Genomic DNA, 25,304 nt, shown 5'->3' with positions numbered 1-25,304 from the left:
TAGCTCAAATGAGGCAACCCACAAGGAAAGCACACGGTCAAAAAAAATGCCGCCCAGCGCAAGCTGAACGGCATGAGCGGCGGCACTGCACCGCATTCAGGGCGCTTCTTACAGGAAGCGATCCAAAATCTTGCGCGTCGTCTTGTCGATATTGAACATGTCGCGTATCAAAAAGTGAATGCCGTGGTTGTCGGCGATCAGCAGCGACGTGGCGCCGATGCGGCGGATGTCTTCCTCGCCCTTCAGCACGAATTGCGTCTCGCCCCGATCCGTATCGACATGCCAGGTGCACGGCGTGGCGAAGCTGGAAACGCTTTTCACGCGCGCGATCTCGGGCATGAATTCGCGCCCTTCCAGTTCTTCCTGCAGCAGGTTGCGCGCCGGCTCCGGCAAGGCGTCGAGGCGCTCGATCCACGCCACTTCCTTGCCATTGCCCAGCACCAGTGAAATGCCTTCGTCGGGCGACTGGATGGGGAAGGCGCGCACGGGCGCCACGCCGTCAAAAACCTGGCCGTCTTCGGCCGTCATGACCAGCTTGCCGAAGGTGTCGCGGCTTAATGTAAAAGTTGTACTGGCCATGCTTATTCCTTGTCATCCAGGGCGAGTTCGTTGTTGCGCGCCTGTGCTTCGTAGAGGCGGAAATAGGCGCCCTCTTTCGCCATCAGTTCATCGTGACTGCCCACTTCGACGACCTGGCCGCGATCCAGCACCACCAGGCGATCGGCCCGGTGCAGGGTCGACAGCCTGTGCGCGATGGCGATCGTCGTGCGGCCTTGCACCAGGTTGTCGAGCGCCTTCTGAATTTCTTTTTCCGTTTCCGAATCGACCGACGATGTCGCTTCATCCATGATCAGGATGCGCGGGTCGATCAGCAGGGCGCGGGCGATCGAGATGCGCTGGCGTTCGCCGCCGGACAAGCCCTGGCCACGCTCGCCCACCATCGAATCGTAGCCTTGCGGCAGGCGCAGGATGAATTCGTGGGCATGCGCGGCGCGCGCGGCGGCGATGATGTCCTGGCGCGACGCGTGCGGCTTGCCGTAGGCGATATTTTCCGCGATGGTGCCGAAGAACAGGAACGGCTCCTGCAGCACCAGGCCGATATTGCGGCGGTAGTCGGACACGGCGAACGAGCGGATATCGACGCCATCGAGCAAAATCGCCCCTTCCGACACGTCATAGAAGCGGCAGATCAGGTTGACCAGCGTACTCTTGCCCGAACCGCTGTGGCCCACCAGGCCGATCATCTCGCCGGCCTTGATGTTCAGGGTGATGCCCCGATTGACGGCGCGGTTGCCATAGCGGAAACCGACTTCGCGCAAATCGATCCTGCCTTCGATCTTCTCCAGCTTCACGGGTTGCGCCGGTTCCGGCACGCTCGACACGTGGTCGAGGATGTCGAAGATGCGCTTGGCGGCGGACGCCGATTTCTGCGTCACGGAAACGATGCGGCTCATCGAGTCGAGGCGGCCGTAGAAGCGCGTGCTGTAGGCGATGAAGGCGGTCAGCACGCCGACGGTGATTTCGCCGCGCGACAGCTGCCAGATGCCGAAACACCAGATGACCAGCAAACCCATCTCCGTCAGGAACGAGACGGTGGGCGAGAACAGCGACCAGACCTTGTTCAACTTGTCGTTGACGGCCAGGTTGTGCGCGTTGGCGTCGCGGAAGCGTGCCGCTTCGCGTTTTTCCTGCGCAAACGCTTTGACTACACGAATGCCGGGGATGGTATCGGCCAGCACGTTGGTCACTTCGCTCCACACGCGGTCGATCTTTTCAAAGCCCGTGCGCAGGCGGTCGCGCACCAGGTGGATCATCCAGGCGATGAACGGCAAGGGCGCCAGGGTCATGATGGCCAGCCACGGGTTCATCGACCACAGAATGACGCCCGTCATGATGATCATCAGCACGTCGGAAGCGAAATCGAGCAAATGCAGCGAGAGGAAGACGCAGATGCGGTCGCTGCCGCTGCCGATGCGCGACATCAGGTCGCCCGTGCGCTTGCCGCCGAAAAATTCCAGCGACAGTTTCATCAGGTGTTCATACGTGGCCGAGCGCAAATCGGCACCCATGCGTTCGGACACCAGGGCCAGCACATACGTCTTGCCCCAGCCCAGCAACCAGGCCAGCAGGGCCGAACCGAGCAAGCCGCTCATGTAGTACACCACCAGCCATGGGTCGATGTGCTTGCCGTTCTGATACGGGATCAGCACATTGTCCATCAGCGGCGCCGTCAGGTAGGGTGGAATCATGTGCGCGGCGGTGCTCAGCAGCATCAGCATGAAACCCAGCGCCAGCTGGCCACGGTAAGGGTGGGCGAAGCGCCACAGGCGGAACAGGGTCCAGGTGGACGGCGGCGTGTACAGCACCTTGGCGCAGATCGGGCACTCTTCCTGCTCCGGCTCCAGCGGCGCCTTGCAACTCGGACACACTTCCTGCTCCGCTTGCAGCACGGGCTGGCCCGTCAGGTGGCTGTCGAGGCGCTCGACGAACTGTTCCAGCACGCGGATCGCATGCAGGTTCTGCCCCAAAGTGAAGCGCCACGCCGCCAGGCGGCCGTGGTCATCGAACAGTTCCAGGTGGCCGACACCGGCGTGGTCATGGTGCGTCAGGCGCAATCCAGGACGAAAAGACCAGCTTTTCCAGTCGCTATCGCCCGGTGAACGGGCCAGCAAACGCTTCTCGGTGACAACAATTATGCCTTTTGTGAAACGTAATCGCGCATCGAGGTCAACCTCAACGCTACTTAAAACGTTCTCCCCTGGAGAAAGGTTGCTCTCCACCTCCGCCAGCCAGGCTTCTGCTACCGGCGCCGGCAGCGAGGTGAGGGGAATAGTTGTTGCAGGAACACTCGTTTCAGTTGTCATCGTAAAGCATACTCCGGCTCGAGGCCAAGCCCTTCAGGGCGGGATTTGGGGGATGGGGCAGACGCCCGATCAATGTTTGTGTACTGCGCGATGGCGAGGTAGATGCACCAGTGGCAATTTCCTGTATTGTATCGAATGGATGCCTGCCGGTAAGGAATGATGGCAAAACGGCGCAAAAAAATGAGCGGCCATCGACCAGCGGCAAGTATACAACAGCGCGCTGTTGCGCAAATGCTCCAGCTTGGCCCGGAGTCGGTATCTTTATAACAAGTACAGCAACAATTAGTAACAATTAGAATGACAACAGCAGCAGAATACGAGAAGCAAACGCGACAAGGGACCGCTAAAAGTGGCACACTGCGCATACCCGGGATAAAGAACCAAGCACGAGCCTGAAAAGACTCTGTAGAGCCACCATAAAGTATCTGGCGCCCAGACGCCTGGCTTGTTATCAAGAAACCACTTACATGATCAAGAAGAAGAACATCGAATTTGCCCGCGTCACCCACTTGCGCGGCCCCAACATCTGGACGTATCGCCCAGTGATTGAAGCCTGGGTCGACATCGGCGAACTGGAAGACTATCCATCCAATACCCTGCCCGGCCTGTACGAGCGTCTGGTGGCGTGGCTGCCCGGCATGATCGAACACCGCTGCGGCGTGGGCGAACGGGGCGGCTTTTTCGAGCGCCTGCGCGAAGGCACCTGGTCGGCGCACATCCTCGAACACGTGGTGCTGGAATTGCAAAACCTGGCAGGCATGCGCACGGGCTTCGGCCAGACGCGCTCGACCAGCCAGCGCGGCGTCTACAAGATGGCTTTCCGCACGCGTGAAGAGCACGTGGGCCGCGCCGCCCTGGCCGCCGCGCGCGAACTGCTGATGGCCGCCATCAACGATGAAGCTTACGACCTGGAAGCGGCCCTGGCGCCCCTGCGCGACATGGTCGATGCGCGCTGCCTGGGCCCGAGCACGGCCAGCATCGTCGATGCGGCCACCGAGCGCGGCATCCCTTCGCTGCGCCTGAACGACGGCAACCTGGTGCAACTGGGCCATGGCGCCGCGCAGCGCCGCATCTGGACGGCCGAAACGGACCGCACCAGCGCGATTGCCGAAGGCATCGCCAGCGACAAGGACCTGACCAAATTCCTGCTCAAATCATGCGGCGTACGCGTCCCTGAAGGCAGCCTGGTGCGCAGCGCCGAGGCGGCCTGGGAAGAAGCGCAAGACATCGGCGTGCCCGTCGTGGTGAAACCGTATGACGGCAACCATGGCCGCGGCGTGTCGCTGAACCTGATGACGGAAAGCGACGTCAAGGCCGCCTATGAGCTGGCCGCGCGCAAGGGCGACAGCTCGGCCGTGCTGGTGGAAAGCTTCATCACGGGCGACGAACACCGTCTGCTCGTCGTCGGCAACAAGCTGATCGCGGCCGCCAAGGGTGAATCGTTGTGGGTCGACGGCGACGGCGTCTCGAGCGTGCTGGAACTGGTCAACACGCAGATCAATACCGATCCGCGCCGCGGCGAAGGCGAAGATTTTCCATTGGGCACCGTCAAGCCGCACGAATCGGGCGAAATCGTGCTGGAACTGCAGCGCCAGGGCATGACCGCCCTGTCCGTGCCGCAGGCGGGCCAAAAAGTGCTGATCCAGCCGAACGGCAACGTGGCCATCGACGTCACGGACGACGTGCATCCGTCCGTCGTGCATGCGGCCCTGCTCGCCGCGCGCGTCGTCGGCCTCGATATCGCCGGCATCGACCTGGTCACCACCGACATCACGCGTCCTTTGGCAGAGCAGCGCGGCGCCATCATCGAAGTCAATGCCAGCCCCGGCCTGCTGGCGCACATCAAGCCGGGCGTGGGCCAGAGCCGCCCTGTCGGCGCGGCCATCGTCGACCACCTGTTCGCGCCCGAGGAAACGGGCCGCATTCCGCTGATCGGCGTGACGGGCACGCGCGGCGCCAGCCTGATCGTGCGCATGCTGTGCAAACTGCTCAATCTGTCGGGCCTGCACACGGGCGCCGTCTGCAGCGAAGGCATGTACCTGGACCAGCGTCGTGTCGTCAGCAGCGATTGCGTGAACTGGGACGCGGGCCAGCGCCTGCTGCTCAACCGCACCGTGCAGACGGCCCTGTTCGAGAGCAATCCGCGCATGATCCTGGCCGAAGGCCTGGCCTATGACAAGTGCCAGATCGGCATCGTCACCGACATGGGCAGTCTCGATAGCGTCAAGGATTTCGACGTGCTCGACGATGCTGGCCTGTACAAGGCCGTGCGCAGCCAGGTCGACGTGGTGGTGCCGACGGGCGTGGCCGTGCTGAACGCCGCCAACGCCCACGTGCTGGAGCTGGCCGAACTGTGCGATGGCACGGTGACCCTGTATGCGCAGGATGGCAGCTTGCCGGCCATCGCGGCGCAACTGGCCGCCGGCCAGCGCGCCGTGTTCGTGCGCGGCAACCACATCGTGCTGGCCGAAGGCGGCATCGAAACGGTCTTGCTGTGCCTGGATCTGCTGAAGCCGGCCACGGCCGGCAACGTCGACAGCGTGCTGGCCGTCGCGGCCGCCGCCTGGGCCATGCACCTGCCTGTCGATCTGATCTGCGCGGGTTTGCGCACGTTTGACGCCGCACCCGGCTGCATCGGGAATTGATCGGCAACAGGCAAAGCAGCACTCAAGCCCGGCCAGGACGGCCGGGCCCACAAGAACACAACAGGATTACGGTTTAATTATGGAAGTATCTCGCGTACGGGCCTTGCGGGGCCCTAATCTCTGGAGCCACGACACCGCCGTGGAAGCCATTGTTTCCTGCACCACGCAGGAACTCGACATCGCCCAGTTGCCCGGCTTCGAAGCCCGCCTGCGCGCCCTCTTTCCGCAACTGAGCCCGCTGCAACCGCTGGGCAATTACAACGCCGCGCCGATGGCGCAGGTGCTGGAACTGGCGGCGCTGGGCCTGCAGGCGCAAGCCGGCTGCCCCGTCACCTTCAGCCGCACCACGCCGACCCTGGAAACGGGCATCTTCCAGGTCGTCGTCGAATACTCGGAAGAAGCCGTCGGCCGCCTGGCCCTGGAACTGGCGCAGCAGCTGTGCCGCGCCGCGCTCGACGATGCGCCATTCGACCTGGCCGGCGCCCTGCACCAATTGCAGGAACTCGATGAAGACGTGCGCCTGGGCCCTTCGACGGGCGCCATCGTCAACGCCGCAGTGGCGCGCAACATCCCGTTCCGCCGCCTGACCGAAGGCAGCCTGGTGACGTTCGGCTGGGGCAGCAAGCAACGCAAGATCCAGGCCGCCGAAATGGACGGCACCAGCGCGATTGCCGAAGCCATCGCGCAAGACAAGGAACTGACCAAGAAGCTGCTCGATTCGGCCGGCGTGCCGGTGCCGCACGGCCGTGTCGCCATCGATGCGGACGACGCCTGGGCCGCCGCCTGCGAGATCGGCCTGCCCGTCGTCGTGAAACCAAAGGATGGCAACCAGGGCAAGGGCGTCACCGTCAATGTCACCACGCGCGAACAGCTGACGGCCGCCTTCCTCGCGGCGCAGGAATTTCGCGACGATATCCTCGTCGAACGCTATCTGCCGGGCCACGATTTCCGCTTGCTCGTCATCGGCAACAAGATGGTGGCAGCGGCCCGCCGCGACCCGCCGCAAGTGGTGGGCGACGGCCAGCACACGGTGCGCGAACTGGTCGACCAGGTCAACCTGGACCCGCGCCGCGGCAGCGGCCACGCCACCTCGCTGACAAAAATCCGCTTCGACGACATCGCCCTGGCCAGCCTGGCCAAGCAAGGCTATGTGGCCGAATCCGTGCCGCCCGTGGGCCAGCGCGTAGTTTTACGCAATAACGCCAACCTGTCGACGGGCGGCTCGGCCACCGATGTCACCGTCGACGTGCACCCGGAAGTGGCGGCGCGCGCCGTCGCCGCCGCGCACATGGTGGGCCTGGATATCTGCGGCGTGGACGTGGTCTCCGAAAGCATTCTGAAACCGCTGGAAGAGCAGAACGCCGGCATCGTCGAAGTGAACGCCGCACCGGGCCTGCGCATGCACCTGGCGCCGTCGTTCGGCAAGCCGCGCCCCGTGGGCGAAGCCATCATCGCCGCCATGTTCGCCGAGGGCGACGATGGCCGCATCCCCGTCGTTGCCGTCACCGGCACCAACGGCAAGACCACCACCGTGCGCCTGATCGCCCACCTGCTCACCACCTCGGGCCTGCGCACGGGCATGACCAACACCGATGGCGTGTACATCGAAGGACGCCAGATCGACAGCGGCGACTGCAGCGGTCCGCGCAGCGCACGCAACGTGCTGCTGCACCCGGACGTGGACGCCGCCGTGTTCGAAACGGCGCGCGGCGGCATGCTGCGCGAAGGCCTGGCCTTCGACCGTTGCCAGGTCGCTGTGGTCACCAACATCGGCGCCGGCGATCACCTGGGACTGAACTACATCACCACCGTGGAAGACCTCGCGGTACTCAAAAGAGTGATCGTGCAGAACGTGGCCGACAGCGGCGTGGCCGTGCTGAACGCCACCGACCCTGCCGTGGCGCGCATGGCCAAGAATTGCAGCGGCACGGTGACCTTCTTCGCCGCCGACAAGACGCATCCCGTGATGGCCACGCACCGCGCGCAGGGCAACCGCGTGGTGTACGTGGAAGATGGCATGCTGGTCGCCGCACAGGGCAAGGAACGCCACGAAATCGCCCTGTCGCAAGTGCCGATCACGCGCAATGGCGCCATCGGCTTCCAGGTCGACAACGTCATGGCTTCGCTGGCCGCCGCCTGGGCCGTGGGCCTGGACTGGAAAACCATCGCGCTGGGCCTGAAAACCTTCGCCAATGAAGCCGACAATGCGCCCGGCCGCTTCAATGTGTTCGATTATCGTGGAGCCACCCTGATCGCTGACTATGGCCACAATCCGGACGCCATCCTGGCGCTGGTGCAAGCCGTGGAAAGCATGCCGGCCAAGCGCCGTTCGGTGGTCATCAGCGGCGCCGGCGACCGCCGCGACGAAGACATCCGCCAGCAGACGGAAATCCTCGGCGCCGCCTTCGACGACGTGCTGCTGTACCAGGATCAATGCCAGCGCGGCCGCGCCGACGGCGAAGTCGTGGCGCTGCTGCGCCAGGGCTTGAACGGCGCCAAGCGCACCAGCCATATCGATGAAATCAACGGCGAATTCGTCGCCATCGACAAGGCCCTGGCGCGTTTGAATGAAGGCGATCTGTGCCTGATCCTGATCGACCAGGTGGAAGAAGCGCTGGCGCACATCGCCAAGCGCGTCGCCGAAGCCTAAGCACCACATCACTGCACACGAGGGCGGCCTGCGGGCCGCCCTTTTTATTGGCGCGCTCCGCCTCCCTGCGCGCACCGGCATGGTGCAAAAGCCCCCTTGCAAGCTTGTAAATTCAGGCATGAAAATTGCTCACAAGAAAACATAAATGAGCTGACGAGAAGGTGGGGCACGCATGGTGGGCAGAATCTCGCGCATGATCGGGAAATTGACGGTGGGGCGCAAACTGGCGCTGATCTATTTGCTCGACCTGTCCGCCGTCATCTTCATTTCCGGTATTCTCATCAACGAAAAATACATCGCCATCGATTTCTCGCGCAAGGAGATGGCGGGCAACGACTACATCGCCGCCATCCGCGATGCGCTGCTGCCACTGACGCGCAGCACGGCGCAAGCGGACGCGCAAGCGGCCGCCATCGAGCAAGCCGAGCGCCAGTTCGGCGCGGGTATGCGCAGCGCGCAATTGAGCGGGCAATTCGCCACCCTGCTGCGCCAGGCCGGCGGCACGCCAGCGGCGCATGACGGCATGGCGCCCTCGGCCGCCTTTGTGGCCGGACGCGCACTGCTCACGCGCGTGGGCAACCAGTCGAACCTGATTCTCGACCCGGACCTGGACAGCTATTACACGATGTCGCTGGTGATCCTGCGCTTTCCGGAACTGCTGGAAGTGATCAACAGCACGCACGCCCTGGCCCTGCAACTGGCGACAGCCGAAGGCGCGCAGCGCCAGCGCCTGCAGACGCAGTTCCTGATCCTCGAAGGGCGCATGGACGCCACCATGGGCGGTATCGGCAGCGACTACACGGAGGCGTTCGCGGCCAGCACGCCGCTGCTGCGCCGCCACCTGGACGGTTCGCGCGCGGCCCTGCAGCAAGCCGTGGCGCAGTTTCGCGCCAGCACCCAGGCGCTGGCCGGCTCGCCGGCCCATGCCGATGGCAACGCAGCACTGCTGCGGCACGATGCGGCGGCCGTCGCGGCCCTGCAGCGTGCCTGGCGCGCGGCGGAGGGCGAATTGCACCGCCTGATCCAGCTGCGCGTGGACGGCTTTTTCACGCGCATGTGGCTGCACCTGGGCACGGCCGTGCTGCTGCTGCTGATGATACTGGGCCTGGTGTTTTTCGTCGCGCGGCAGATCGCCCTGCCCATCCGCCGCCTGGCGCGCGTGGCGCAGGAAGTGCGCGAAACGGGCGACCATAGCCTGCGCGCCATCTGGGACAGCGAAGATGAAACGGGGCGCCTGGTCAGCGCCTTCAATACCATGCTGCAGCAGCTCGACTTCCAGCGCATGGCGCAGCAAGACCTGGTGGCGCGCGCCAGCGCGGCCGATGCGCAGCGCCAGCTGGTCGACGCCATTCCCATCCCGCTGATGGTCACCTCGATCCCGCATCACCAGGTGCTGCACGCGAACCAGGCCGCGCACGCGTGGCAAGGCAGCCTGGAGCTGGACCCGTGGGTGGGCGGCATGAGTCCGCAAGCCCGTTCGCGCTTCTTCCAGCGCTTGAGCGACCTGGGCGCCGTCGATGAATTCGAGGTGTGCTGGAGCGGCGGCGGCACGCCCACCTGGGCCTTGATTTCCGCGCGCCTGATCGACTACCAGGGCCAGCGCGCGGTGCTGTCGACCTTCACGCCGATCAACAAAATGAAGCTGATGGAGTCGCGCCTGGAACTGTGGGCCAAGGTCTTCGAGGCATCGGCCGAAAGCCTGATCGTGATGGATGCCGACATGCGCATCATTACCGTCAACCAGGCATTCCGCCGCCATTCGCTGTACGACATGGTGGAGCTGATCGGCAAGCGCCCGGCCTTCCTGCTGTCGCCGGACAACAGTCCCGAGCAGCTCGACAGCTTGCGCCAGACCCTGGCGCGGCGCGGCTACTGGCAGGGGGAAATCTCTGTGCAGCGCAAGTCGCTGGAAAGCTATCCCGCCTGGCTGGTGATGAACGCCGTGCGCGACCTCGATGGCGTCACCACGCATTTCATCGCCAGCTCGCTCGACATCAGCGAACGCAAGGCCAGCGAGCGGCAGATCGAGCACATGGCCCACCACGACGCGCTGACGGGCCTGGCGAACCGCCACGTGTCGAAACTGCGCCTGGCGGCCGCCATCGCGCAGGCGCGCCGCAGCGGCGAAAAAGTCGGTGTGCTGTTCGTCGACCTGGACCGCTTCAAGCACGTCAACGACGCGCTGGGCCACCATGTGGGCGACGCGCTGCTGCAATCGGTATCGGCCCGCCTGCTGCAGCTGGTGCGCGAAGGCGACACCGTCAGCCGCCTGGGCGGCGATGAATTCGTCATCATCCTCAACGGTATCGGCGACGCAGAGGCCATCGGCGCGCTGCTCGACACGCGATTGATACCGGCCATGCGCCAGCCGCACCAGGTGGAAGGCAGCGCGCTGTATGTCTCGTGCAGCGTGGGCGTGGCCATCTATCCGGACCACGGCGACGACATGGATACCCTGATGCGCCACGCCGATGCGGCCATGTACCAGGCCAAGAGCGGGGGGCGCGACCATGCGCGCATGTTCACGCCGCAGATGCAGGAGCAGCAGTTGCAGCAACTGCACCTGGAAAGCGACCTGCGCCACGCCATCGAGCGGCAGGAACTGGTGCTGTACTACCAGCCGCGCATCGATGCGCAGAGCAGCCGCCTGAATGGCGTGGAAAGCCTGATCCGCTGGCAGCACCCGCAGCACGGCTTGATCGCGCCGGACAGCTTCATTCCCGCCGCCGAGGAATCGGGCCTGATCGTCTCCATCGGCGCATGGGTCATCCGCGAAGCGTGCCGCCAGCAGCTGGCCTGGCGCGAGGCGGGCACGGGCGACATCGCCGTGTCGATCAACCTGTCGGCCATCCAGTTGAAAAGCGGCACCCTGGTGGCGACCTTGCGCGAGGTGCTGCGCGAGTTTCCCGTCACGCCAGGACAGATCGAATTCGAACTGACCGAATCGATCCTGATGGACAACGTGGACGACACCATCGCCACCCTGCACGCCATCAAGGCGCTGGGGTTTGCACTGTCGATCGACGATTTCGGCACCGGCTATTCGAGCCTGAACTACCTGTGCCGCTTCCCGCTCGACAAGCTGAAAATCGACATGAGCTTCGTGCAGGACATCCACGGTTCGCCGCAAAACCTGGCCGTGACGAAAACCATCATCGGCCTGGGCCATACCCTGGGCTTGACGGTCACCGCCGAAGGTGTGGAAAGCGCAGCCGATGCCGACGTGCTGCGCCACGCCGGCTGCGATGAATTGCAAGGGTATTACTTTGCCCGCCCCATGCCGCAGGCGCACTTCATGGCCTGGCTGGCGCACAGCGACGCGCGCTGCGCCGCCTGACACCTCCGCTGCGGCACGCGCCGGATTCGACAACGCGCAGTGCGCCGCCAGGGCGCATGAATGCTGCAGGGATACCGGAATCGGTATTGACATCGCAAAAGAAGTCATTTGTGGGGCAAAGTCATCCCCCCTACCATGCTTCCTGAGCAAGTTCCAGCTCTGGCGGCGACTGCCGCGGCATTCTCAACATAACTACAATACAGGTGGAGACAAGATGAAGCAATGGATGGCAACGGGCACCCGCACGCCCAGGCAAAACACACGGTTGACCTTGAAGGCCACGGTGGCAGCGCTGGCCGGCGCGGGCCTGCTGAGCGGCGCTTCCGTCTGGGCGCAGCAGGCGCCCGCCGTGGAAACACCGGCGGTAGAAGTGGCAGAAGTGGCAGAAGCAGCGCCGGTGGCGGCGCCAGCCGACAGCGGCATCGCTGTCGTCGCCGTCACGGGCGTGCGCAGGGCGGCACAGAGCGCGCAGACGATCAAGAAGAACAACGACCAGGTGGTCGACTCCATCGTCGCCGATGAAATCGGCAAATTCCCCGACAAGAACGTGGCCGAAATCCTCGGCCGCGTGACGGGCGTGCAGGTGCGCCGCGAAGGCGGCGAGGCCGGTACCGTCGTCATCCGCGGCTTGCCCGGCGTGGTGACCTTGCTCAACGGCCGCGAAATGTTCACCTCCGTGGGCCGCAGCCTGTACCTGGCCGACATTCCGACGGCCATGCTGCAGCGCGTGGACGTGTATAAATCACAGGGCGCCGACATGGTCGAAGGCGGCACGGCCGGCGTAATCGACGTGCGCACCAACCGCCCGTTCGACTTCAAGGGCTTTACGGCGTCGGGCAACGTGCGCGCCGAACACCGCGACAAGTCCGGCTCGACGGACCCGAACGTCAGCGGCATGGTCTCGAACCGCTGGAAAACCCCATACGGCGAATTCGGCGCCCTGCTCGGCCTGTCCTACCAGCGCAGCAAATACTATGACGAGACGATCTGGAACGCCGAACCGGTGAAGCGCCCCGAAGCGGGCAATATCACGGGGCCCGATTCGGTCGGCATGATTCCGACCGTGGGCGACCGCAAGCGCTATGCGGCGAACGCCGCCTTCCAGTGGCGCCCGAACTCGCAGGTGGAAGTGTATGCGGAAGGCATGTCGACCCTGATCAAGCATGCGTTCGACAGCCAGTTCTTCGTCGGTTCGCTGCCGTGGGGCCAGAACCCGGACATCACGCTGATCCCCGGCACCACTCAGGCGGCCACGGTGGGCAAGATCGACGGCCCGTGGTCGCCGTTCACGCTCGGTTCGACCCAGGCGCGGCGCGACCGCTCGATCGGTTCGCAAGGCGCCATCGGCGCGCGCTGGGACATCACGCCGCAGCTGCGCGCCACCACGGAGCTGGCGCGCACGGTGAGCAACTTCGAGCGCGAATTTCCCATCCTCGACTTCCTCGCGCATCCGACCAGCATCATCGGCAGCACGAACGTCAACGGCGGCGCGCAGATCAGCTACCCCGGCTACAACATGCTGGATCCGAAGAACTACACGCTGCTCGGCTTCTACGATAACCACAGCCACGACGAAGGCAGCTCGACCGACTGGCGCGCCGACGTCACTTACGATATGGACAGCACGGGCTTCTTCCGCGAATTTTCGGGCGGCGTGCGCATGGCCAAGCGCAAGGCCGAATCGATCCGCGAAAAAAATGGCCAGGGCGGCCTGACGTCGACCATGTACGCGGACGCGATTCCCGGCCTGGCCTGTACCTCGCACGAGAACACGGGCAACTTCGGCCTGCAAAGCTGGCTCACGCCATGCCGCGACTTCATGCTCAACAACACGGGCGTGCTGCGCCAGCTGTTTACGGGTAGCAGCGAACGCAGCCCCGACGATCCGATGAGCCACTACATGGACGTGGAAAAAACCAATGCCGTGTACGGCAAGGCGCGCATCGGCTTTGACCTGGCACAAGTGCCGGTCGATGGCACCCTGGGCGTGCGCGTGGTGCAGACCAAGCAGGACTTGCAAGGCAATTCCTCGCAAAACGGCATCATCACGCCCGTGCGCGTGAAAACGTCGGACACGGACGTGCTGCCCAGCCTGACCCTGAAAGCCATGCTGCGCCAGGACCTGATCGCCCGCCTGACGGCCGGCAAGGCCGTACAGCGCCCGAACTTCGCCGACTTCAATCCCGGCGTGACCCTGGGCCAGAGCCTGGAAATGGTGCGCCCCACGGGCAGTGGCGGCAACCCCGACCTGAAACCCGTGGAAGGCAAGAACCTCGATGCGGCGCTGGAATGGTATTTCGCGCAGACGGGCTCCGTCACGGCCACCGTGTTCCGCCACAACTTCAAGAATTACATCCTGTCCGGCTCGGCCAAGGAAACGTATGGCGGCATCGAGTATGACATCACGCGCCCGCGCAACACGTCGAAGGGCCATCTGCAAGGCATGGAAATGGCCTACCAGCAGTTCTACGACAAACTGCCAGGCTGGATGAGCGGCCTGGGCCTGCAAGCCAACGCCACCTACATGACGGGCGAACTGGAAGAATTGAATGGCAGCGCACATCCGTTCACGGGCATGTCGAAATGGTCGGCCAACATCGTCGGCCTGTACGAACAGGGACCATGGTCGGCGCGGCTGGCCTACAGCTGGCGCGACAAATATGTGGACGACTACAACTACCGCGGCAAGGGCATCCACCTGACCGTGGCGCCGACGAAAACCCTGGACGCGTCGGTGTCGTACAAGCTCAACCCGCACACCACGCTGACGCTGGACGCGAACAACCTGCTCGACTCGACCTACCGCGACTACCACGACACGCCGGACTATGTGCGCGATGTGCGGCGCTATGACAAGGTTGTCGGCTTGTCCCTCCGCTGGAGCTACTAGTGGACACCTGACCAAACCGGCTGCGCGGCGCGCTTTGCGGCCGGCGATGCTCACGGCACTAAAGTGCCGCTGCGCTTCTCGGCCACAAATCACTGCCGCTCGCGATGGTTTGGTCAGGCGTCGAAACGTCGTTGAAATTCATAATTTTTTTTCTTCCTTGCGAGGGTTTTCAGCGCCAGCCGGCAACGGTTGGCGTTTTTTTTGCATTGAGGAATCTATCCGACATTGGAATTGATCTGGCGCAAGGTACCGCCACCGGGGCGCTTTTATGCTGGCAGCTTGACTAGCGAACCCGGCGGGGACAGCATGCGCGATGCACGGCACGTCGATGCACAGTTATTTCAACCCGACATCCCGGTGCGGCTCGACATGCGCACGGCGGCGCTGGTCGAACATGCGCTGGCCTTGCAGGAAATGGCCGGCACGGGCGCCGCCGCCCTGTTTTTGCATTGCCACGACGTGCCGCTGCCCACCGCCTTGCGCGTGCTGACGACGGGTCCGCGCCGCAAAGCAGCCGGGCCGCACCTGTTTGCCCGCCTGCGTCCGCGCACGGCCGCGCTGGCGCAAGGCTTGCCGCTACCGGCGCGCTGACGAATCCTGTACCATCGCCGCAACCTATCCAATGAGGCACGGCGATGCAGGCAGCGACACCCCACGATTCCTATGCGGCACTGATGGACCTGATCAAGGCGCGCCATGCGGAACTGAGCCCGCAATTCCAGGCCGGCGCCCGCTACCTGGCCGACCACCCTGACGAAGTGGCCGTGTCGTCGATGCGCAGCATCGCCGCGCGCGCCCAGGTGCAGTCGGCCGCCCTGGTGCGCCTGGCGCAGCAACTGGGCTTTGCCGGCTGGCCGGAACTCAAAGCCATCTTCGTCGAGCGCCTGCGCGCGGGGCCGGCCGGGTATGCTGAAAAAGCCAACGCGCTGGCTGGCAAGGAAGGCAATCTGGTCACCGAAATGTTCACGGTGCAGCAGCGCAACCTGGCCGCCACGGAAAGCGCCAACCACGCCGCCCTGGATGCGGCCGCCAGCCTGCTGCAGGCGGCGCCCCGCGTGCACGTGGCGGGCTTTCGCGCCGCCCACCCGATCGCCTACACCCTGCACTACCTGTACCGGCTGCTGCGCCCCAGCGTGCAGTTGCTGAGCGGCCAGGGCGGCACGCTGGAGATGGATTTGCGCGCCCTGCAGGCGAACGAAGCCGTCGTCGTCGTCAGCTTCGCGCCGTATTCGAGCGAAGCGCTGCTGGTGACGCAGGCGGCGCGCCAGGCCGGCTGCCTGGTGGTCGCCATCAGCGACAGCGCCATGTCGCCGCTGGCCCTGCAGGCCGACGCCAGCATCGTCATCGCCGTCGACAGCCCCTCGTTCTTCCCCTCCATCGTGGCCGGCGTCGCGGCCGTGGAAAGCCTGGTGGAATTGCTGGTGGCGCGCGCGGGGCCGGATGCCGTCACGGCCATCGGCGCGGCGGAAAAACAATTGCGGGCGCTGGGCGCGTACGCAAAAACATCAAATGATGTAAATTAAAAATAAATACATCAATCGTTGCATTACAGGGCGGCGCATCCTATACTCGGCCATCTCCCTTGCCGACAAGAAAGCGATGCCATGAGCCATGTCTTCCACCGCAGCCTGACCGCCACTTACCCTGTCGCCACGGGCGGCGATGGCCCTTACCTGATCGATGCAAACGGTAAACGCTACCTGGACGCCTGCGGCGGCGCAGCCGTCTCGTGCCTCGGCCATGCGGATGCGGCCGTCATCGCCGCCGTGCAGCAACAGATTGCCAGCATGGCGTATGCGCACAGCTCCTTCTTTACTAGCGAGCCGATGGAGCAGCTGGCCGATTTCCTCGTCGCCCGGGCACCTGCCGGCATCGACAGCGTGTATTTCGTCTCGGGTGGCTCGGAAGCCGTGGAAAGCGCGTTGAAAATGGCGCGCCAGTATTTCGTCGAGCGGGGCCAGCCGCAGCGCCGCCACGTTATCGCGCGCCGCCAGAGCTACCACGGCAACACCCTGGGCGCGCTGGCCACCGGTGGCAACGCCTGGCGCCGCCAGCAGTTCGAGCCGCTGCTGATCGGCGTGACCCACGTATCGCCCTGCTACGCCTGGCGCGACCAGCACGCGCATGAAACGGATGCCGACTACGTGGCGCGCCTGGGCCAGGAGCTGGAAGACAATATCGCCGAGCTGGGCGCGGACAACGTCATGGCCTTCATCGCCGAACCCGTCGTCGGCGCCACGGCCGGCGCCCTGCCCGCCGTCGCCGGCTATTTTGCGCGCATGCGCGCCATCTGCCAGCGCCACGGCATCCTGTTGATTCTCGACGAAGTCATGTGCGGCATAGGCCGCACGGGCAGCCTGTTCGCCTGCGAGCAGGAAGCCATCACCGCCGACCTGATCTGCATCGCCAAGGGCCTGGGCGCCGGCTACCAGCCCATCGGCGCCGTGATGGTATCGAAGGACATCCGCGAGACCATCCGCGCCGGCACGGGCTTCTTCCAGCATGGCCACACGTATATCGGCCACGCCACAGCCTGCGCCGCCGCCCTGGCCGTGCAGCGGCAGATCGAGGAACGCGATTTATTGGCCAACGTGCGCGCCATGGGCGGCTTGCTGAAAGAGCGGCTGCATGCGCGTTTTGATGGCCATGCGCACGTGGGCGACATCCGTGGCCGCGGCCTGTTCCTGGGCCTGGAACTGGTGCAGGAGCGCGCCAGCAAGCGGCCGTTCGACCCGGCCCGCCGCCTGCACGCGCGCATCAAGGCGCACGCCATGCAGGGCGGGCTGATGTGCTACCCCATGGGCGGCACCATCGACGGCCTGCGCGGCGACCACATCCTGCTGGCGCCGCCCTACATCATCGACGCCAGCCACGTCGATGAGCTCGTCGACAAGCTGGGCACGGCCATCGACGCCAGCGTCGTCTAACCGCGCCCGCTGTTGCCCACGGTGGACATCAGGCTGGCGCCGCAGCTGGTCTTGTGACCATCAAAGGCCACGGGCACGCCATCGATCAGCACCTGCGGATCGCCCTCGGCGATCACGCAGCGCACGTGCCCCTTGATCGGACACACGCAAGGGTCGCCCTTGCGCGCCACGGCTACACCCAGCACCGTACTGTTCGGCGCAGCCCCCACCACCTTGCCGCCATGGCTGGTGGGGTCGTTCAAACGGATCACGCCACGCATGCTCTTCTCCTTGAATAGGTAAAACGCCTCATTGCGAAAAGCCCTGGTAATACTCGCGCGCATCGTGGCGCAAGCCCCACCAGGGCAGATACGCATGGTTGCCGCTGCGCGCGCGGAACCATGGCTTGCCGGGCTGGATCGGCCGCACCACGGCGGGCGGCGCCACCACCAGCGCCACGGGGGCGGACAGGTCGCTGGTGCCGGCCACCAGCACGGGTTTACCGAAATGGTGCGCGTGAGCGATGCCCAGCGCCACGTTCGTCAGGGCGGTACCCGCGCCCGTCTCGCCCAGCACGGCGGTCAAATTGAAGCTTTGTTTGAGGAAATCGAATTCCGGCAATTGCACGGTGAGCGTCTGCGCCAGCGCGCCGAGCCGTGCGGACGAATCCTGGTGCGTATTGCCGGCGTCGTGGATCAGATAGCCGATCTCGCTATCGCGCCTGTTCGCCTTCGCTGCCGCGTCCTCGATGGCCGCCGTCCACGCCTGCACCAGGCGCGGCGGTTCGCCCTTTTTGACTTCAAAATCCGCCGCCTGTTTGGTACTCGGATACCCTAGCCACGCCAGCGGCGCCCGCTCCGTCTTGTAGTCGGGGCCGGCCAGCACCAGCAGCACCAGGTTCTCGTTGATCTGCCGGTCCAGAGGCCGGCTGGGCGCATCCCAGTTCATGACCCAGACGGTTTCCTTGGGATGGCTTTGCAGATAGTCGAGCGCGGCGGAAAGTGAAGTAAAACCGGCGTTGGGGCCGCCCATGGTGAGGCGAACGTCAGGTGGGGTGGAGCGGGTCCAGAGGGTGGGAGAGTGGATGTTGCCGATGCTAAAAGTCCTTGCAACTCTTTTGCGCACAAATGCTATCGTTTCTACCGGATCGAGCTTACCTTCTGGCAGGGCATATTCGATATGGATACCAGCCAACTCTCGCCAGCGTGATTTGTCCTCGGCTGAATGAACATTGTAGAAATATTCTGGATCAGAGTAATACACATCATGGTACAAGTTCATTAATTCATTAATATATTTTTCATGGTATCCATCGAAAGTTTCAGAACCATCATTTCCAACCGCAATAGACGCAATGCTTTGCAGTTTGGAGTATTTTTCAGGCCTTTCCCTGACCATCTCATCGCCTGGATTCGGCTGCACCAGCCCCAAGGTCCACAGCAATTGCCATTGCGTGGGGTAATCCCGACGTTGCAAAGGATTCAGCCATTGCAATCCCACCACCTGCGCCATAAACGGACCGCTGCGTGGCACCGTTGCCTCCGGCAATGGCGGCGTCGCGCACGCGCCAAGCAACATCGACATGAGAACCGCGATCAGCGCCCTCATTGCGAAAACCCCTGGTAATACTCGCGTGCATCGTGGCGCAAGCCCCACCAGGGCAGATACGCATGGTTGCCGCTGCGCGCGCGGAACCAAGGTTTGTCGGGCCGGATCGGCCGCACCACGGCCGGCGGCGCCACCACCAGCGCCACGGGGGCGGACAGGTCGCTGGTGCCGGCCACCAGCACGGGTTTGCCGAAGTGATGCGCGTAGGCGATGCCCAGCGCCACGTTCGTCAGGGCCGTGCCCGCGCCCGTCTCGCCCAGCACGGCCGTCAGATTGAAGCTTTGCTTCAGAAAATCGAATTCCGGCAATTGCAAGGTGAGCGTCTGCGCCAGCGCACCGAGCCGTGCGGACGAATCCTGGTGTGTATTACCCGCGTCGTGGATCAGATAGCCGATCCCGGTCTCGGCTTGATTGGCCTTGGCCGCAGCCTCTTCGATGGCCGCCGTCCACGCCTGCACCAGGCGCGGCGGTTCGCCCTTTTTGACTTCAAAATCCGCCACCTGTTTCGTGCTTGGATACCCTAGCCACGCCAGCGGCGCGCGCTCCGTCTTGTAGTCGGGACCAGCCAGCACCAGCAGCACCAGGTTCTCGTTGATCTGCCGGTCCAGTGGCCGGCTGGGCGCATCCCAGTTCATGACCCAGACGGTTTCCTTGGGATGGCTTTGCAGATAGTCGAGCGCGGCGGAAAGCGACGTAAAACCGGCGTTGGGACCGCCCATGGTGACGCGGACGTCGGGTGGGGTGGAGCGGGTCCAGAGGGTAGGAAAATTTGGGTTGCCGATGGTGAAGGTACGGCGGACATAATTTTGTAAAAACGTAGCAGACTCCACAGGATCGAGCTTTCCCTCTGGCAAGGCACATTCAATATGGATACCGGCCAGTTCGCGCCAACGTGATCTGTTTTCAGCTGAGTGGACGTTGTAGAAATACTCAGGGTCGGCGTAATACACGCTGTGCATTAAGTCAAACATCTTCTCGACATACTTTTCATAATAACCATCAAGTGTTTCTGAACCATCATTTCCTATGGCTACAGAAGCAATACTCTGCAACTTAGAGTATTTTTTGGGGTTCTCTCGGACCATATCGTCGGCAGGATTTGGCTGCACCAAGCCCAAGGTCCAAAGCAATTGCCATTGCGTTGGATAATCTCTACGCTGCAAAGGATTAAGCCATTGCAAGCCAACAACTTGAGCCATAAATGGTCCCTTAGCAGCCGGTGTTGTTACGAGGGCTTTTATAGGTAATGCTGGTGGTGAGCGCAAGCGAGTGCAAGCCGTTAGAAACATTGCTGCGAACAAAACAAAAATAGAGTATAAAAAAATTGACTTTAACATTTAGATTCTCCACATAAGAAAAGGATCACTTCCATTTCAGCAAAAAATTAGCCATGGGCAAGCTCCCCCGAATTAGGCCGAGAGCTCGATGCAGAATTTTCACGTTTATCAACTATTGAAACAGGCAAACTAGCTTCGCAATCGTCGTGGTGTATCCATACTGATGTGCTGACTTCATGAATAGTCGCGGCGGCAAAGTACTCTTTAAAAGCTTTTGCAGGATTGTCCTTATCGAGCCCATCCAACAACCGCCAATCCGCCGCCACCCTCAACTTGCGCAGCTGGTCAGGCTTGATGCGGCACACGCCCACCGCCACGTCATACGCGAGCGCCCGCTCTGCGTGCATGGGGTTGGTCAGGATGGTGGAATGGTCGGTGGCGTAGGCGCCCGCCTGGCGGGACATCATTTCCTCTATCCGCGTGCTGCGCCATGCTTGGTATTCGGCGTCGGGCGTGGCGTTGGGCATTTCCTGCTGGACTTTTTGACCTGCGGGACTTTTCCCTTCGCGTACGGCTTGCGCGCGTATCACCGCGCGCTGCTCGAATCGCAGGCGCGCCTCGTCATCGGCCGTGCCCCTGGCGCTGTCCATGCGTTTGGCTTCGCTTTTCGCCGCCTGCCCCTGCAGGCCGCCGGGCGGAATCTCATGATCGGCAAGGTAATCGTCGCCGGCAGCGCGCTGCTTGCCCGCCTGGCGCGATTCGCCAAGCGGCTCGTAACCTTCATCGAATTCCTCCCTTGTCTGGCCAAAGCGCAAGGACTGCGGCTTGAAGGGCGGCAGCAGGTCGGGTGCGTTCAGTTCGATTTTCCAGTCTTTGTGGGGCGAGGCATTGCAAGGGCTGCGGGCCAGGCCCGTTAACACGATAAACAAGGGCGCAAACCCAACCGTCAGGATGGTGGAAAAGGCGCCCTCGCTGGCCTCGACGCCTTGCTTGATGGAATACGACGCATATTTCTGCGCCGGAAACCAGAAGTCCTTGCCGCCCGGCGCAGGCTTGCGCCAGTGATCGCTCCAGTAGTGATAGCTGCCCTGCTTGCCCACCTCAAACCCCTGGGCAAACACGCGCTGCACGCACACGCCTGCGGCCTCGGTGGCCGCCAGTTCGCCGCCGTCCTTGCTGTCCTTGGCCGGCGAACCCGACAGGCCGCGCCAGCCGATGCCCTCGATGGCGATGGACGACACCACCATGTCGTGCGGATTGCAATAGATGGTCACCCTGCCATACGATGATTTCTTGCCGCCCCGGGCGGCGCCGGCAATCCCGTATTGTTCACGATCTTTGGCGGCGGAAAAACCGTGCTGCACGTTGGCCATGCAGCGGTCGATTTCCTCGTCTGTCTGCGCCTCGCCCAGGCTGGCGCGCTGGCCGATGAGGGCAAAGAAGTTTTTCAAGGTGGCGATGCGCGCCTGCACCGTCAGCCTGCCCGTGCTGCCGTCCGCCGCACGCAGATTGCCGGCCACCCAGTTCTCGGCGCTATTGCTTTTCGCCAGGCTGTACGGCGAATTACAAATCACATAGTTGTCGGCCACGCAGGGAACGCCATCGGCGTTGGGCAGGCGGGCGCCGAGAAAAGCGGCCGCCATCGCCACCATCGTGCCCTGGCTGTGGCACACGATGGTGACGGGCACGTCGGCCTGCTGCTGGCGGATGGCTTCGACCAGCCTGGCCAGGCGATAGGCGGCCAGTACGAAATACGCTCGCGGCGGGCAGCTGTACACTTGCCGTTCCGGGAAGGGATTCATGTGCTGGATGGTGTTCCACAAGAATAAACCCTCGCTCAGCCCGTCCTTCCACAAGTCGGCCAGTGCACTGCAGCCATTGGCAAATGGGCCGCCGCCCCAGTAATTATCTTCGTTCAGGTAGATGCCCTTGCCGTATTTCTGCAGTTCCTCGCCCGAAGCCTTGTAGCCCCAGCGAAAGCGGATCACGGGAGAAAAAGTGCCGGCATCGCGGATCAAGGTATCGGCCGACATTTCCGGATGAAGAAAGCCTTCGGCCGTGATCTCGGCGCCATAATTGACCGCCGTCAGTTCGCCGCCCTCCACGCCACGATGCTGCAGGTGATGGCAGGAACGCTTGAGGCGCTCGTTCAGGCCCTTGCACAGTCCCTCTTCGGCTGCCGCGTACCACTCGCCATCGGAATTGACGCCGTGCACGAAGATCACGATGCCGGGCAGCGGCAACTGCTGCAGCGTGTCCCGGTCGCTGCTCTGGAAATTGGCGTTGCAGGAAAACTGGCCGAGGATATCGATTTCAGGGTCGTCGCACAGCGGTGGATGGGGGTCGAACAGCATGGTGTGCTCTCCAGTGACGGGGGTTCAGGAACGGCGGCGGAAGAAAAATCCCTTCAGCCGCTGCAGGTGATCGGTCGCCACCTTCGGCCCGCGCCCGTCGGCGCCGCTGACGCCCGTCAAGGGACTGTCGCCTTCGCGCTCGATGTGCACTTCCACGCCTTCGACGGGCAAGCCATCGGTGGGACGCAGCAAGCGCGGCACGCGGCCCAGTTCGCCTTCGCCGAAGTTGGGCAGCTCGCCTTTCATGCTGGCCGGACCGTTCCAGTGGTGGCCATCGGTCTTCACCGTCAGCGCGCCGGGTCCGCCCAGTTCCACCGCGCCGCCCGACAGTTTCAGGTAGGCGCCGCCCGCCGTCATGAAGGTGATTTCGTCCTGCGCCACGCCGACCAGCCGCGTGCCGGCTGTCAGGCGGATTTCCTTGGCGGCGTCCGCCTGCAGAAGATCGTGCTGGCTTTGCAGCAAGAACTTGCCAAAATGGGCCACCTGCACGATGCCGTCCTGGTGCGCGAACAGGGAAATGCCCTTGCCCGCGTTGACGTTGCAGCGCTGGGCCGCGCTCAGTTGCAGATGCTGCTGGGCCACCAGGTCGATATTCGCGCCCGCGTTGCCGCTGATGGTTTGGGGGGTACTCAGCGCCAGGCCCTCGGGCGCCGTGATGCTGACGACGGCCTGGTCGGCGGCAATCGCGGCCCCCAGCGCCTTGCTGCCGGCCGCGTCCAGCGCCAGCGCCTGATGCTGGGCGGCAAATTCGCCCAGGGAGCTAAACAATTCCAGGCATTCTTTCATCACGGCGGCATGCTCGCTGCCATCGAGTTGCTTGCCGCTGGCGCCCAGCTGTTTCCAGGCCGAAATCAGCAGCGAACGGGCCGTGCGCACGCTGCCGCTGGCGTCGCTGCGCAATTCAAAGCCGTCGCCGCGCTGCCGCCCTGCGCCGTCGCTGCGCGGTTCGGTCAGATAGCCGAGGTTCAATTGCGTGACCGCCTGGTCGCTGGCCAGTTGCGCGCTGATCTGCGACGGCGTGTCGTCAAAGCACAGCTGGTTGCCGCGCCCACCGCGCACTTCGCGGCTGCGCATGCCGGACAGATAACGGTTGCCCGGCAAGGCGCCACGGCTGCTCAGGCCCGGCGGCGCACCCACGGCGTTGTACAGCTGGCCGACGATGATGGGCCGGTCCGGGTCGCCGCCAAGAAAATCGATCAGCACTTCCGCGCCGATGCGTGGCAAGCTCAAGGTGCCACATTGTTTGCCGCTGCCCGGGCCATTGCCGGTCCAGCTCGATGCCACGCGCACCCAGGCCGAATCGCGCTCCGTATCGGAAGCGCCGGAGCCGTTGGCATGCGCGTGATCTTGCGCGCGCGTCGCAACAAAACGCACATTGACGCGCCCCAGCGCATCGCAATGCACTTCCTCGCCGGCAGGGCCGACGACCAGCGCGCTTTGCAGGCGCACCACCGGCAAGTCGCTGCGCGGGTCGAAGCCGGGCACGATGTCGACGCCGCGCCGCACGCAGGTAAAACGATTGCGATAGCGCAAGATCGACGCGGGCTCGGCAGCGGCAACCTGCGCCAGGCCCGCGTCCGCCTGCCAGCCGCTGTGCGCGAACAAACGCTCTATGCGCGCATCCAGACCTTTCGGCAAGTTGTTGCTGGCCAACACGCTCACAGCCGTGAGCACGAACTGGCGCTCGGCCGCCGGGTGCGTGTCGATCTCCGCATGTCCTTGCAGACTGAACCATTGACCCACACAGAAATCGCGCACGCAGCTTTCGCCCTGAAAACACTTGGTCTCCAAGTCGTGGCGCGCCATCGCCAACTGCCCCAGCTGGCGATGGTCGTCGTTGCTGGCGCCGGCCAGCGGCATTTCCACGATGTAGTCGTCCAGGCTGGCCGCCAGGCGATTGCCGTTACCGCCCTGGTCCGCCTTGCTGCCCGCTTGGGTGCGCATGAATTGCGGGCTGTGCGGGTGGCCGTCATCCCAGCTGTAGCGCTCCGACTTTCCGGGCTGCAAGCGACGCAAGGCATTCCAGGCCGTGACCGTGTCGCGCTCTTCGGTGGCGTCATCGCGGTGATAGCGCACCGTGCCGGCCGCGTTTTGCCCCAGGCGGCTGGGGTCGTCGAACAACAGCAGGGTATGCACGGGCACGTGGGCGGCGTGCGCGCTGGCGGGCGCTCCCGCCTGGAAACACCAGGCGATGCCGCGGCGCCTGAGCAGGCGGCGGATAAAGGCGGCATCGGATTCATTGTGCTGCATCGTGAATTCGCGCACGGGCAGGCTGCGCGCCGCCAGCGCCGCATCGATGGCGAGATCCAGGCTGGCGGCGAGCACGCTATTGCCCTGCCGCCACTCCTCAAACAGGAGCTGCACGATCTGCAATTCGTGCTTGTTGCGAAACACCCGCGTATTGATGCGTTTTTCCATCAAGGCCAGACCATCGCGCAGCACCAGTTGATAGGTCGCCAGGCCACCATCGCTTTGCCCCGCACTCGCTTCGGCGACGATGCCGCAGACCCTGCGCAGCTGCCCGCAGTCGGTGACGATCTGCAATTCGGCTGGCACGGCGATGAACTGTTTCAGCGGCAGCTGCGCCTCGGTGGCCACGCACAGGATGCGGTACTCAATCCCGCCGCAGATGGCCTCGCTGCCGCTGATGCGCTGCGGCAGCAAGACATCCTCATTGATGCCTTCCGGGTAAGCGAGGCGCAGCCGCAAGGCGCGATTGCCTGCAGTCAAGGCCTTGTCCACGGCCAGCCATTGCGTGTAGTCTTCCATGGTT

General features: G+C 63.8%; 14 protein-coding genes. 7 read left to right on the top strand and 7 right to left on the bottom strand.

Annotation, left to right across the window (positions count from 1 at the left end):
• Positions 1 to 108: 108 nt before the first annotated feature.
• Positions 109 to 579, bottom strand: a complete 471-nt coding sequence (locus tag CLU93_RS18580; protein WP_099762825.1) for a cyanophycin metabolism-associated DUF1854 family protein — start codon at positions 577 to 579, stop codon at positions 109 to 111.
• A 2-nt stretch (positions 580 to 581) separates the two neighbouring features.
• Positions 582 to 2,864, bottom strand: a complete 2,283-nt coding sequence (locus CLU93_RS18575) for a cyanophycin metabolism-associated ABC transporter (protein ID WP_257225009.1) — start codon at positions 2,862 to 2,864, stop codon at positions 582 to 584.
• A gap of 467 nt (positions 2,865 to 3,331) precedes the next feature.
• Here CLU93_RS18575 and CLU93_RS18570 point away from each other — a divergent pair, with 467 nt between their 5' ends.
• The 7 genes from CLU93_RS18570 to CLU93_RS18540 all read left to right on the top strand — a co-directional run bounded on the left by CLU93_RS18570 (position 3,332) and on the right by CLU93_RS18540 (position 17,313).
• Positions 3,332 to 5,509 (top strand): cyanophycin synthetase, encoded by a 2,178-nt coding sequence (locus CLU93_RS18570; protein WP_099762824.1) that lies wholly within the window; start codon positions 3,332 to 3,334, stop codon positions 5,507 to 5,509.
• Between the two features lie 79 nt (positions 5,510 to 5,588).
• Positions 5,589 to 8,159 (top strand): cyanophycin synthetase, encoded by a 2,571-nt coding sequence (gene cphA / locus CLU93_RS18565; RefSeq protein ID WP_099762823.1) that lies wholly within the window; start codon positions 5,589 to 5,591, stop codon positions 8,157 to 8,159.
• 193 nt (positions 8,160 to 8,352) lie between these two features.
• Positions 8,353 to 11,496: an EAL domain-containing protein gene (locus CLU93_RS18560; RefSeq protein WP_257225008.1), complete on the top strand. Its 3,144-nt coding sequence runs from the start codon at positions 8,353 to 8,355 to the stop codon at positions 11,494 to 11,496.
• A 214-nt stretch (positions 11,497 to 11,710) separates the two neighbouring features.
• Positions 11,711 to 14,386: a TonB-dependent receptor gene (locus CLU93_RS18555; RefSeq protein ID WP_099762821.1), complete on the top strand. Its 2,676-nt coding sequence runs from the start codon at positions 11,711 to 11,713 to the stop codon at positions 14,384 to 14,386.
• A 306-nt stretch (positions 14,387 to 14,692) separates the two neighbouring features.
• On the top strand, positions 14,693 to 14,977 hold the full coding sequence (locus tag CLU93_RS18550) for a hypothetical protein (protein WP_133250812.1): 285 nt from the start codon (positions 14,693 to 14,695) through the stop codon (positions 14,975 to 14,977).
• 44 nt (positions 14,978 to 15,021) lie between these two features.
• The gene (locus CLU93_RS18545; RefSeq protein WP_099762819.1) at positions 15,022 to 15,909 is read left to right on the top strand and encodes a MurR/RpiR family transcriptional regulator; all 888 of its coding nucleotides are present in this window, start codon (positions 15,022 to 15,024) and stop codon (positions 15,907 to 15,909) included.
• Positions 15,910 to 15,990: 81 nt separating this feature from the next.
• Positions 15,991 to 17,313: an aspartate aminotransferase family protein gene (locus CLU93_RS18540; RefSeq protein ID WP_099762818.1), complete on the top strand. Its 1,323-nt coding sequence runs from the start codon at positions 15,991 to 15,993 to the stop codon at positions 17,311 to 17,313.
• Here the strand turns inward: CLU93_RS18540 and CLU93_RS18535 are convergent.
• The 5 genes from CLU93_RS18535 to CLU93_RS18515 all read right to left on the bottom strand — a co-directional run bounded on the left by CLU93_RS18535 (position 17,310) and on the right by CLU93_RS18515 (position 25,300).
• The gene (locus tag CLU93_RS18535) at positions 17,310 to 17,573 is read right to left on the bottom strand and encodes a PAAR domain-containing protein (RefSeq protein WP_099379104.1); all 264 of its coding nucleotides are present in this window, start codon (positions 17,571 to 17,573) and stop codon (positions 17,310 to 17,312) included. The genes CLU93_RS18540 and CLU93_RS18535 overlap by 4 nt on opposite strands.
• A gap of 28 nt (positions 17,574 to 17,601) precedes the next feature.
• Complete coding sequence (locus tag CLU93_RS18530) at positions 17,602 to 18,900, bottom strand: hypothetical protein (RefSeq protein ID WP_257225007.1); 1,299 nt, start codon at positions 18,898 to 18,900, stop codon at positions 17,602 to 17,604.
• Positions 18,897 to 19,619, bottom strand: a complete 723-nt coding sequence (locus CLU93_RS18525; protein WP_257225006.1) for a hypothetical protein — start codon at positions 19,617 to 19,619, stop codon at positions 18,897 to 18,899. Before CLU93_RS18525 ends, CLU93_RS18530 begins: the two co-directional genes overlap by 4 nt.
• Before the next feature lie 665 nt (positions 19,620 to 20,284).
• On the bottom strand, positions 20,285 to 22,531 hold the full coding sequence (locus tag CLU93_RS18520) for a T6SS effector phospholipase Tle3 domain-containing protein (protein ID WP_099762816.1): 2,247 nt from the start codon (positions 22,529 to 22,531) through the stop codon (positions 20,285 to 20,287).
• 24 nt (positions 22,532 to 22,555) lie between these two features.
• The gene (locus CLU93_RS18515) at positions 22,556 to 25,300 is read right to left on the bottom strand and encodes a type VI secretion system Vgr family protein (RefSeq protein ID WP_099762815.1); all 2,745 of its coding nucleotides are present in this window, start codon (positions 25,298 to 25,300) and stop codon (positions 22,556 to 22,558) included.
• Positions 25,301 to 25,304: the final 4 nt, after the last annotated feature.

The sequence above is a fragment of the Janthinobacterium sp. 35 genome, assembly GCF_002754575.1.
Lineage (GTDB): Bacteria > Pseudomonadota > Gammaproteobacteria > Burkholderiales > Burkholderiaceae_D > Janthinobacterium > Janthinobacterium tructae.
The sequence above is the reverse complement of the archived record's forward strand: the minus strand, read 5'-3'. Positions and strand labels throughout refer to the sequence as shown.

Coding starts and splice junctions, on each gene's coding strand:
- CLU93_RS18580 (WP_099762825.1), bottom strand. CDS start 579: ATGGCCAGTACAACTTTTACATTAAGCCGCGACACCTTCGGCAAGCTG.
- CLU93_RS18575 (WP_257225009.1), bottom strand. CDS start 2,864: ATGACAACTGAAACGAGTGTTCCTGCAACAACTATTCCCCTCACCTCG.
- CLU93_RS18570 (WP_099762824.1), top strand. CDS start 3,332: ATGATCAAGAAGAAGAACATCGAATTTGCCCGCGTCACCCACTTGCGC.
- cphA (WP_099762823.1), top strand. CDS start 5,589: ATGGAAGTATCTCGCGTACGGGCCTTGCGGGGCCCTAATCTCTGGAGC.
- CLU93_RS18560 (WP_257225008.1), top strand. CDS start 8,353: ATGATCGGGAAATTGACGGTGGGGCGCAAACTGGCGCTGATCTATTTG.
- CLU93_RS18555 (WP_099762821.1), top strand. CDS start 11,711: ATGAAGCAATGGATGGCAACGGGCACCCGCACGCCCAGGCAAAACACA.
- CLU93_RS18550 (WP_133250812.1), top strand. CDS start 14,693: ATGCGCGATGCACGGCACGTCGATGCACAGTTATTTCAACCCGACATC.
- CLU93_RS18545 (WP_099762819.1), top strand. CDS start 15,022: ATGCAGGCAGCGACACCCCACGATTCCTATGCGGCACTGATGGACCTG.
- CLU93_RS18540 (WP_099762818.1), top strand. CDS start 15,991: ATGAGCCATGTCTTCCACCGCAGCCTGACCGCCACTTACCCTGTCGCC.
- CLU93_RS18535 (WP_099379104.1), bottom strand. CDS start 17,573: ATGCGTGGCGTGATCCGTTTGAACGACCCCACCAGCCATGGCGGCAAG.
- CLU93_RS18530 (WP_257225007.1), bottom strand. CDS start 18,900: ATGAGGGCGCTGATCGCGGTTCTCATGTCGATGTTGCTTGGCGCGTGC.
- CLU93_RS18525 (WP_257225006.1), bottom strand. CDS start 19,619: ATGGGCGGTCCCAACGCCGGTTTTACGTCGCTTTCCGCCGCGCTCGAC.
- CLU93_RS18520 (WP_099762816.1), bottom strand. CDS start 22,531: ATGCTGTTCGACCCCCATCCACCGCTGTGCGACGACCCTGAAATCGAT.
- CLU93_RS18515 (WP_099762815.1), bottom strand. CDS start 25,300: ATGGAAGACTACACGCAATGGCTGGCCGTGGACAAGGCCTTGACTGCA.